The organism is Saccharothrix sp. (assembly GCF_031180885.1).
In the GTDB taxonomy this organism is placed as follows: Bacteria; Actinomycetota; Actinomycetes; order Mycobacteriales; family Pseudonocardiaceae; genus Actinosynnema.
The window spans coordinates 1-10,016 of sequence record NZ_JAPSLK010000105.1 but is presented as its reverse complement, the minus strand read 5'-3'; the positions used below and the strand labels follow the sequence as shown (position 1 = coordinate 10,016).

The 10,016-nt window shown below is 73.2% G+C and carries 9 protein-coding genes; 7 read left to right on the top strand and 2 right to left on the bottom strand.

Going from position 1 to position 10,016, the window contains the following annotated elements:
• Positions 1 to 356, top strand: a 356-nt coding sequence (locus RIN75_RS43275; RefSeq protein WP_309117931.1) for an SLC13 family permease, incomplete at its 5' end; no start/stop codon positions are given.
• Here RIN75_RS43275 and RIN75_RS43270 read toward each other — a convergent pair.
• On the bottom strand, positions 338 to 2,434 hold the full coding sequence (locus RIN75_RS43270; protein WP_309117930.1) for an MMPL family transporter: 2,097 nt from the start codon (positions 2,432 to 2,434) through the stop codon (positions 338 to 340). The two genes, RIN75_RS43275 and RIN75_RS43270, sit on opposite strands and share 19 nt — an antisense overlap.
• A gap of 72 nt (positions 2,435 to 2,506) precedes the next feature.
• On the opposite strand from RIN75_RS43270, the gene RIN75_RS43265 reads away from it, so the two are divergent.
• Both RIN75_RS43265 and RIN75_RS43260 read left to right on the top strand, forming a co-directional pair.
• Positions 2,507 to 3,196 carry a response regulator transcription factor gene (locus RIN75_RS43265; RefSeq protein ID WP_309117929.1) on the top strand — a complete coding sequence of 230 codons (690 nt, stop codon included), beginning with the start codon at positions 2,507 to 2,509 and terminating at the stop codon, positions 3,194 to 3,196.
• The gene (locus RIN75_RS43260; RefSeq protein ID WP_309117928.1) at positions 3,196 to 4,557 is read left to right on the top strand and encodes a HAMP domain-containing sensor histidine kinase; all 1,362 of its coding nucleotides are present in this window, start codon (positions 3,196 to 3,198) and stop codon (positions 4,555 to 4,557) included. The genes RIN75_RS43265 and RIN75_RS43260 overlap by 1 nt, the downstream gene beginning before the upstream one ends.
• A 12-nt stretch (positions 4,558 to 4,569) precedes the next feature.
• Here RIN75_RS43260 and RIN75_RS43255 read toward each other — a convergent pair whose 3' ends face one another.
• On the bottom strand, positions 4,570 to 5,133 hold the full coding sequence (locus tag RIN75_RS43255; protein WP_309117927.1) for a TetR family transcriptional regulator: 564 nt from the start codon (positions 5,131 to 5,133) through the stop codon (positions 4,570 to 4,572).
• Between the two features lie 291 nt (positions 5,134 to 5,424).
• Here RIN75_RS43255 and RIN75_RS43250 point away from each other — a divergent pair, with 291 nt between their 5' ends.
• The 4 genes from RIN75_RS43250 to RIN75_RS43235 all read left to right on the top strand — a co-directional run bounded on the left by RIN75_RS43250 (position 5,425) and on the right by RIN75_RS43235 (position 10,011).
• The gene (locus RIN75_RS43250) at positions 5,425 to 6,468 is read left to right on the top strand and encodes a TerC/Alx family metal homeostasis membrane protein (protein ID WP_309117926.1); all 1,044 of its coding nucleotides are present in this window, start codon (positions 5,425 to 5,427) and stop codon (positions 6,466 to 6,468) included.
• A gap of 3 nt (positions 6,469 to 6,471) precedes the next feature.
• Positions 6,472 to 6,600 (top strand): hypothetical protein, encoded by a 129-nt coding sequence (locus RIN75_RS43245; protein WP_309117925.1) that lies wholly within the window; start codon positions 6,472 to 6,474, stop codon positions 6,598 to 6,600.
• 146 nt (positions 6,601 to 6,746) lie between these two features.
• The gene (locus tag RIN75_RS43240) at positions 6,747 to 9,500 is read left to right on the top strand and encodes a LuxR C-terminal-related transcriptional regulator (RefSeq protein WP_309117924.1); all 2,754 of its coding nucleotides are present in this window, start codon (positions 6,747 to 6,749) and stop codon (positions 9,498 to 9,500) included.
• A 94-nt stretch (positions 9,501 to 9,594) separates the two neighbouring features.
• Positions 9,595 to 10,011 (top strand): DsrE family protein, encoded by a 417-nt coding sequence (locus tag RIN75_RS43235; RefSeq protein WP_309117923.1) that lies wholly within the window; start codon positions 9,595 to 9,597, stop codon positions 10,009 to 10,011.
• Positions 10,012 to 10,016 lie beyond the last annotated feature (5 nt).

Here is a 10,016-nt window from a genome sequence, read left to right as displayed (position 1 = left end):
GGCAGCCGCTGCTCGCGGTGATGGTGCTGCTGGTGATCTCGGCGGTGTTGTCCGCGATCGTGGACAACATCCCTTATGTGGCAACGATGTCCCCGATCGTGGGCGAGCTGGTGGCGGCGCAGGGCGGGACGGCGCAGGCGGAGTCGCTGTGGTGGTCGCTGGCGTTGGGCGCGGACCTGGGCGGCAACGCCACCGCTGTCGGTGCCAGCGCGAACGTGGTCGCTCTCGGGTTGGCGGCGCGCAACGGCACACCGATCAGCTTCTGGACGTTCACCCGCTACGGCCTGGTGGTGGCGGCCCTGTCGATCGTGCTGGCCGCGCCGTACCTGTGGCTGCGCTACTTTGCATTCGCGTGACCTTCCCGGGAAGGCAGCCACCAGTTCCAGCGGCCCATCATCGTGACGGTGGCCGGCACGAGCACGGCTCGGATCAGGGTGGCGTCGAGGAGGATGCCGAGGGACACGCCCGAGGCGAAGATGGCCACGTCCAGTTCGCCGCCCATCGCCATCGACGCGAACGAGCAGAACAGGATCAGGGCCGCCGACGTCACGAGACGGCCGGTGTGGCCGATGCCCCGGACGACGGCTTCCACGGTGTCGCCGGTCCGGTCGTACTCCTCGCGCATCCTCGCGATGATGAACACCTCGTAGTCGGTCGACAGTCCGAAGAGGAACGCGAACACGGTCACCGGGACGAACGTGCCGATCGCGCCATCGGGCTGGATGCCCAACACCGCCTCGGTACCCCAACCCCACTGCCACATCAGCACCAGCGCCCCGATCACGGCACCCAACGAAAGCAGGTTGAGCAGGATGGCTTTCAGGGGCAGAAGGAGTGAGCGGAAGGCCCGGGCGAGCATCACGTAAGTGGCGGCGGCCAGGAGGGCGAGCATCCAGGGGAACGCCGAGTAGGTCGCCTCCACGTAGTCCATCTGCTGGGTGACGTTCCCGCCGACCATCGCCCCATCAGGTACCGCGTCGCGCACCTGCCGTACGGGCTCCTCGCCCTCGGCGACGGGAAGTACGGCCACCAGCGCGGAGCCGTCGGCACGCCAAGTGGCCGGTGCGACGGCGGCGTGCACACCAGGCAGTGCGGCGAGGTCGGCGGCGACCTGCCGGGCGTCGACACCAGAAGGCACGTAGACGTCGAAGGACGTGAGTACACCGGAGGGCACGCCGGCGTCCCGCAGAGCGACCAGGCCGTCGTGGCCGCTGCCCGACCGGGCCAGGTCGGCGCTCACCGGCACGCTGAGGTTCACCCCGAACGCGACCACCGACAGCGCGGCCAGCACACCGCCGGCGGCGAACGCGGCGGGCACCCGGTGCCGCACGACCAGCCGCGCCCACGCCGTCCAGGCCGCACTCGCCGTCGAAGCCTTGGACTTCGTGCGAACGCGCCTGCCCGCCACCGACAGCACCAAAGGCAACACGGTCAGCGAGACGAATGCGCTGGACAGAGCGACCACGACACCACCAACGCCCAGGCTGCGCAGCAACGGAATGGGCAGCACGATCATGGTCACCAACCCGATCGCCACCGCGCCACTGCTGAACATGACGGCGTGCCCGGCCGTGGCCATCGCCCGGTGCACGGCCTCGTCCCCGCCGCCCTCCTCACGCCACCGGGTCACCAGGATCAGCGCGTAGTCGACGGCGATCCCGACGCCGAACAGGGGCAGCATCATGACCGTCGTCTCGTGGATGTCGACGAAGGCACTCGCCACCAGCAAACCCACGAACGACACCGGCACCGCGACGAACGCCGTCAGCAACGGGACGAAGGCGAGCGTGGAGCGGAAGACCCACACCAGCACGGCGATCGCCGCCCCGATGGTCACCGCCAGCTTGAGCGGCACGTCCAGCCCGCCGGTGTCCGCGCCCGTGGCCAGCGGGTCGAGCCCGGTCACGTGCAGGACGGCGTTCTCGGGCAGCCACGGCCGCATGGCCGCCGCGACGGCGGCGTCGAGGTCCGAGCCCTCACCCAGCGCACTGCCCGGCAGGCCGCCCTGCTCGACCGGGCCGCCGAACACCAGCCCGAACGTGGTCCGGTCCTCGCCGACGAACCGCCGGTCCCCGGTGTCGGCGTAGGACACGACCCGTGCTCCGGTCTCGTCAACAACAGCGGTGAACGCGCGGCCCAGCGCCTGCCGCACCCCGGGCGAGTCCACCGTGGTCCCGGGCGGCAGCGTGATGACCGGGAGGAACGGCCGCTCGTAGCCGCCGGTCCCGTAGTCCGCCATGATCCGCTGGTTGGCGTCGTAGCCGGGCAGGCCGGGGTAGGCGTTGCGCTCGGACACGTTCGGCAGCAGCAGGGCGATGGCGCCGCCGCCGGCGAGCAGCAGCAACCCCATGACCACACCGACCAGACGCCGGTGCCCGAGCACGAACCGCGACAGCTTCTCCATGCCGACCAGCGCACCAGCCGGATCTTCCACCGCTCTGCGACCGTTCTGGGAGTTCTCTGTGAGAACCGCTCAACGGGACGGTTCCCGCGCGAGACTGTGCCGGTGACCCCTGCGCGCATCCTCGTGGTGGACGACGACCAGTACCTGGCCGACCTGGTGGCCACCGCTCTGCGCTACGACGGGTTCGAGGCGGCGGTGGCGCTGTCCGGCCAGGAGGCCAGGGCGCGGACCAGGGCGTTCGCGCCGGACCTGATCGTGCTGGACGTGATGCTGCCCGACGGCTCGGGCGTCGACCTGTGCCGGGACCTGCGGCGGGCCGGGCACCACGTGCCGGTCGTCTTCCTCACCGCGCGCGACGCCACCGAGGACCGGATCTCCGGGCTGACCGCGGGCGGCGACGACTACGTGACCAAGCCGTTCAGCCTGGAGGAACTGGTGCTGCGGGTGCACGCCGTGCTGCGCCGGACCCGGCCGGCGCGGGCGACGGGCCGGCTCGCGTTCGCGGACCTGGAGATCGACGAGGACGCGCACACCGTGCGGCGGCACGGCCGGCCGATCGACCTGACCCCGACCGAGTTCAAGCTCCTGCGCCACCTCGTCGCGAACGCCGGCCGGGTGCTGTCCAAGCGGCGGCTGCTGGACCACGTGTGGGAGTACGACTTCGGCGGCAACGACGGCGTGGTGCAGACCTACATCTCCTACCTGCGCCGCAAGGTCGACGCGGTCGACCCGCCGCTGATCCACACCGTGCCGCGGGTGGGGTACGTGGTCCGGCTGCCCGAAGGTTCGTGATGTCGCTGCGGAAACGGCTGGTGCTGACCGTGACGGCGTTGCTGGCGCTGGGGTTGGCGGTGTCGGTGGGCGCGATCTTCGGCGCGCTCCAGGACTGGACCGGCGACCAGAACGACGACGTGCTGACCGCCGTGGCGCACGATTTCCGGCAGACCGGCGCCGGGGTCGACGGGGTGTGGCGGGCGGCGGCGGAGCGCGGCGACATCCCGTCGTTCTTCCAGGTCCGCGGGGCGGACGGCGGTGTCCGGCAGACCGTGGCGTACGGCGACGCGCCCGTCCTGCCTGATCCGTTGCGGCCGGCGGAGGTGACGGCCGACAACCCCGACGGCGGGCGGTTCACCGACGTCACCGGCTGGCTGGTGCGCACGTCGTGGCTCAACGAACAGGGCGATGTCCTGGTCGTGGCCATGCGCACGGCCAACACCACCGAACTACTCGACCGCGTCCGGAACGTCGCCGTGATCTCCAGCGCGGTGGCGCTGCTCGCGGTCGCGCTGCTGTCGTGGCGCGCGGTCCGGCGCGGGCTGCGTCCCCTGGAGGACATGTCGGACACCGCCGCCGCCATCGGCGCGGGCGACCTGACCCGCCGGGTCGAGGACGCCGGCGCGCGCACGGAGGTCGGCCGGCTCGGTGCCGCGCTCAACGCCATGCTCGGCCAGATCGAGTCCGCCTTCCGGGAACGCAAGCGCTCCGAGGACCGCCTGCGCCGGTTCGTCGCCGACGCGTCCCACGAGCTGCGCACCCCGATCGCCACGATCCGCGGGTACGCCGAACTGTTCCGGCGCGGCGCGGCGACCCGGCCGGACGACCTCGACATGTCCATGCGCCGGATCGAGTCGGAGGCGAGGCGCATGGGGACGCTGGTCGACGAGTTGCTGCTGCTCGCCCGCCTGGACCAGGGCCGACCGCCGGACCGTGCGCCGGTCGAGCTGACCGACCTCGCGGCCGAGGCCGTGGCCGACGCGCTGACCCTCCGGACCGGCCACGACCTGGGCCTGGACCACGACGGCCCGGTGACCGTGCCCGGCGACCATGCGCGGCTGAGCCAGGTGCTGGGCAACCTGCTGTCCAACGTCCTGCGCCACACCCCGCCGGGCACCCGCGCCCGGGTCCGCGTGCACGCCCGGGGCGAGCACGCCGTGATCGAGGTGGCCGACGACGGCCCAGGCCTGACCCCCGACCACCAGGACCGCGTGTTCGAACGCTTCTACCGCGGCGACGCGGCCCGTTCCGACCACGGCGGAGCCGGCCTGGGACTGTCCATTGTGGACGCGGTGGCGACGGCGCACGGCGGCCGGGCGTCCGTGACCTCCGCACCGGGTGAAGGCACCACGTTCACCGTCACGCTCCCGCTGTCCTGAAGCCGGTCGGGATCAGCCCGTGGCGGCGCGGACGACACCGCCGATGGCCCGCGCCACGCGCTCGGCCGCGCGCTCCGGCTCCGGCTGTTCCGCGTCGAGCCATGCCAGCACGGCTTCCAACGCCACCGTCGGCACCAGTTCGACGGCCCAGTCCCGCCACGGCCCCTCTGGGATCACCTCGGCCAGGTGCGCGCGGGCGACCTCGGTGGAGGCCGCGCGCAGGCCGTCGACCACGTCCCGGAACTCCGGCTCGCGGGCAGCGTGCCGGAACAGCAGTCGGAACCCGTCGGGGTCGGCCGCCGCCGCGTCCAGCAGCGCCGGGACGCTGCCCTCGTCGTAGTCGCCGGAACCGACCGAAGCCTCCAGGCGGGCGCACGCGCGCTGCAACACCGCCCGGTAGAGGTCGGTCTTGGACTCGAAGTGCCGGTAGAGGATCACCCGGCTCACACCGGCCTCGGCGGCGACGTCGTCCAGCCCCGTCGCGGTGAAACCCGCACGGGAGAACGCGCGCGTGGCCGCGTCGAGGATCTGTTCCCGCCGCTGCGCACGGGGCAGTCGGCCAACCGGGGCGCTCACGCCGACTCCTCTTGTTTACTCGGGAGTCTACACGTACGGTTGTTTACGCCGAGGTACACATAAGGGGCATCGCACCGCCCGTCACCTGGTGATCCCGGAGGACGCGTCCCACCGGCAGGTGAAGGCGGGTCGCCGGTACTTCACTCCGGGGCGGTCGGTGCCGATACTGGTTGACGAGGGGAGTACTTCCCAAAGGTCTGCCCGGTCAAGACGGACATCCCCGGTGTCCCCGGGAGGCCGCCCCGCCAAGGGGTGAAGGAGACCTCGAACGCCGACGTTCGAGGAGGTCCCGTGCCCGCCTCAGCCGTGGTGCCCGCCTCGCACGTGGTGCCCGCCGAGACCGTCGGGTCGGCCGGGCTGTGGGCCGTCAGCCTCGCGGTCCTGGTGGGGTTGCTGGTCGCGGACTTCGCGGTGACCCGCCGCCCGCACGAGGTGTCGATGCGGGAGGCGGCGGGGTGGTCGGTGTTCTACCTCGCGTTGCCCGTCTTGTTCGCGTTCTGGCTGTGGATGGACTACGGCAGCGGCCCGGCGCTGGAGTTCACGACCGGGTTCGTGGTGGAGAAGTCGCTGTCGGTGGACAACCTGTTCGTGTTCATGCTGCTGCTGTCCGCGTTCGCCGTCCCGTGGTCGGTGCGGCAGCGGGTGCTGCTGTACGGGATCGTCGGGGCGCTTCTGCTGCGGGGTGTGTTCATCGCGGCGGGCGCGGCGATGCTGGCGGCGGGGACGTGGGCGTTCCTCGTGTTCGGGGTGATCCTGTTCGTCTCCGCGGTGAAGGTCCTGCACCAGGCGCTGGCCGGCGGAGTCGACGAGCCCGACGTCGCGCGGATGCGGGCCGTCCGGCTGCTGCGGAGACTGATGCCGGTCACCGACCAGTACCGCGGCGCGCAGCTGTCCGTGCGGGAGAACGGGCGGCGGGCGTTGACGCCGTTGGCGGTCGTGGTGGTGGCGGTGTTCGCGACGGACATGGTGTTCGCGGTGGACTCGGTGCCGGCGGTGTACGGGATCACCGAGGACCCGTATCTGGTGTTCGCCACCAACGCCTTCGCGCTGTTGGGGTTGCGGGCGCTGTACTTCGTGCTGCACGCGGCGCTGGCGAAGCTGGTGCACCTCAACCACGGGCTGGCGATCATCCTGGCGTTCATCGGCGTGAAGCTGGTGCTGCACTGGGCGCACGGGATCTGGCCGGCCGTCCCGGAGATCCCCACCCCGGCCTCGCTCGCCGTCATCGTCACCATCCTCGCCGCCGTCACCTTCACCAGCCTGCGCACCCGCCGCCGCGCCGCCGTGCAACACCCCGCCGGCCTCGACGTGCAGGCTCCCGCACCCCAGGACTGAACGATGGTCACCGACCTGCTCCTCGGCGCGCTGATCGACATCGCGATCACCGCGCTGGTCATCTTCGCGCTGCTGTTCACCTGCGCCGCCATGATCCCGCCCCGGCCACCGAGCGGACCCCGGCGCCCGTGACGCCTCCGCCCCGGCGGGCACGGTCCTGGTCGGTCCGATCCGCGGCACCGGCCGGCGTCGAACGCGCGCCAGGGGCCTGCGTGGTCCGCTTCGGGTCGCCGCGTCGCCCCCCGGCGGTGACTGCCCGAGCGGGCTGGATTGCCGCTGTGCTGGAGCGGTCTCCGCTGGTCGGCCGGGACGTCCCACGGGCGCAGCTGGTGGACGGGCTGGCGCGCGGCCGGGGTGGGGAGGTCGGGCTGGTCCTGGTGAGCGGGGACGCCGGGGTGGGCAAGAGCCGGCTCGTCGCCGACGTGCTCGCGGGGTGGCGCGGGAGGGTGCTGCGCGGGGCGTTCACGCCGCTGGGGGAGTTCGTGTGCGCGGGGCCGGAGCGGGCGGAAGTGGACGTCCTGCTGGGGCTCGTGGTGCGGGAGCCGCTGGTGCTGGTGTTGGAGGACCTGCACTGGGCGGGGGCGGCGACCGTGGAGGCGTTGCCGGGTGTGGCGGCGGCGTGTGCGGGCGGGGAGTCGGTGGTGGTGGCCACGTACCGGCGGGAGGAGTTGCCGCGCAACCACCCGGTCCGGGCGATGCGGGCCGAGGCGCGGCGGGGCGGCGGGCTGGTGGAGATCGTGCTCGGGCCGTTGACTGCCGTCCAGACCGGTGAGCTGCTCGCGGGGTGCCTGGCCGCGCCGGTCTCCGACGCGCTGGTGGCGGCCGTGCACGAGCGGGCCGAGGGGCTGCCGTTCTACGTGGAGGAGTTGGCGGGCGCGCTGGTCGAGTCCGGTGGCCTCCGGGAGCGTGACGGCGTGCTGGACCTGGCGGCGGACATGGCGTCGGCGGTGCCGGACAGCGTGCTGGACGCGGTGCTGACCCGGACCGCCGACCTGCGCCGCCAGTGCCCGGAGGCGGTGGAGCTGGCCGCGGTGCTGGGGTTGCGGGTCGACCTGCCGGTGCTGGCCGAACTGGTCGACCCGGACGAGGTGGACCGGGTGCTGGACGCCGGCCTGCTGACCGAACAGGGACCCGGCGCTGCGGTGTTCCGGCACGCTCTGGTGCGTGACGCGTTGTACCGGGCGATCCCGTGGGCCCGGCGGCGCGGCCACCACCGGCGGGTCGCGGAACGCCTCGCCGCGGGTGACCGGCCGCCCGAGGTGGTGGCCGAGCACTGGGCCGCCGCGCAGGAACCGGACCGCGCCCGGCCGTTGCTGCTGGCCGCGGCCCGCCGTCTGTGCGGGGCACACGCCTACCGCGACGCTGCCGGCGTGGTCCGCCGCGCGCTTTCCCTGTGGCCGCCGGACGTCGACCCGGCGGCCCGGGTGGACACCGTGGCGCGTCTCGCCGACTGCGCGGAGCTGAGCGGCGAGCTGGAGTCGGCGGCGAACCTGTGGGGCGAGGTCGCCCGGCTGCGCGCGGCCGGCGGCGACGGCGCGGCGGCGGGAGCGGCGTACCGGAGGCTGGCCAACGTGGCGGAGCTGCGTGGTGACGTGCCCGCCGCGGTCGCCGCCCGCGAGGCCGCGGCCGACGCGCTCGCGGTCGCGGGGCTGCGCGGCGACTGCGCCGCCGAACGGCTGGCGCTGGCCGAGCAGCTCAAGTCCGCGGCACACCTGTCCAAGGCACTCGACCACGCCGAAGCCGCCGCGGAGGACGCCGAGGCCGCCGGCCGCACCGGGGTCCGCGCGCACGCCCTGGCGTTGCAGGGCGCGATCCGCGCCGCCCTCGGCGAGGGTCGCCGTGGTGTGGCGCTGGCCCGGTCGGGCCTGGAACTCGCGCTCGCCGGGCAGCTCACCGAGGTCGCCGGCGAGGCGTACTACGAGCTGGGCGAAGCCCTGGAGTACGCGGCCGACTACGCCGCCGCCACCGACGCCTACGAGTCCGCGCTGGAACTGTCCCGCGAGCACGGGTTCACCGCCCTGGCCCAGACGTGCTTCGTGTGCATGTCGCCGGTGGTGCGGTTGATGGGGGAGTGGGACCGGTCGCTGGCCATCTGCGGCGAGGTGCTCGGGGACGACCGTTCCTCGCCGCTGCACCGCATGGTCGCGCAGGAGGAGTCCGGGCTGATCACCGTCCTGCGCGGCGACCGGCGAGGGGTGCGCGCGCCCCTGCGGCAGGCGGTCGCGTTCGGCCGCGGCAACGGGGTGTTCGGGATGGAGGTCGGTGCGACGTGGGCGATCGCCGCGCTCGCGGTGCTCGACGGCGACGAGACGGCCGCCCGGCACACCGTGACCGGGATGCTGGAGCGCTGCCAGGACAAGGAGGAGTGGCACTACGCGCTGCCCGCCCTGCGCTGGTCGGCGACCTACCTGGCCGAGCTGGGCGACCGCGACGGCGTCGCGCGGCACCACCGGCTGCTGGCCACCGCCGCGACCCGCAACAGCACCCCGAAGGTGCTCTCGGCGCTGGCGCACGTCGGCGGCGAGCTGGCCGTCGTCGAGGGCGACCCGGTCCAGGCCGCCGCCCAGTTCGGCCAGGCCGTGCACCTGCTGCGGGGCGTGACCGCGCCCTTCGAGCTGGCGTTGAGCAGGCTGCGCCGGGGCACCGCGCTGGCCGCCGGCGGGGACCGGGCGCCCGCGGTGGAGGCGATCACCGACGCCTACCGGATCGCCCGCAGGCTGGGGGCCAAGCCACTCGCCCGGCAGTGCGCGGCGGAGCTGGCCGCGATGGGCGAACGGGTCGACCGGCGACTGGGCCGCCTCGCCGCCCGGTCGCTCACGCCCGCCGGGCTGACCCGCCGCGAACAGCAGGTGCTGGGGCTTCTGGCCGAGGGCCGGACCAACCGGCAGATCGCCGCCGAGTTGTTCCTGAGCACCCGCACCGTGGACATGCACGTGCGCAACCTGCTGACCAAGCTCGACTGCCCGAGCCGGGGCGCCGCCGCGCGGCGGGCGGTCGAGCTGGGCCTGGTCGCCCCGCAAACACGGCAATAGCCGGCCGGGAACACGGCAGTTCGACGCATGTCCGGCCCGTCCCGCGTGCCGACGATGGGTGTCGACACCCGAACCCGGAATGAGGTGCACGGCCATGGACAAGCTCGCGATCGTCGTCCGCGACGACGCCTACGACAAGATCCTCACCCCGTTGACGTTCGCCTGGCTCGCCGCGGACAAGGGCGTGCAGGTCGACATGCTCTTCGTCCTGTGGGCCGTCCGGGCGCTGACCAAGGAGGGCGCCGCGACGCTGCGGATGGAGGGCAGGCACGCCCCCGACGCCGACGAACTGCGCCACACCATGATCGCGGACGGTGAGCCGACGGAGATCCTGGACTACCTGACCCACCTCGTGGGCACCGGACACGTGAACCTGTTCGCCTGCCGCGCGGCGGCGCAGACCTTCCACGTGGACGAGGCGAACCTGCTGCCCGAGGCCTCGGGCATCGTGGACGCCCTGTGGTTCCTGGAGGAGAAGGCCATCCCCGCGGACCACTGCCAGTACTTCTGATCGCG

What these genes read in the sequence shown, in the direction of transcription:
- RIN75_RS43260 (WP_309117928.1), top strand. Translation starts at nt 3,196, where the DNA reads ATGTCGCTGCGGAAACGGCTGGTGCTGACCGTGACGGCGTTGCTGGCG.
- RIN75_RS43245 (WP_309117925.1), top strand. Translation starts at nt 6,472, where the DNA reads ATGGTCACCGACCTGCTCCTCGGCGCGCTGATCGACATCGCGATCACC.
- RIN75_RS43235 (WP_309117923.1), top strand. Translation starts at nt 9,595, where the DNA reads ATGGACAAGCTCGCGATCGTCGTCCGCGACGACGCCTACGACAAGATC.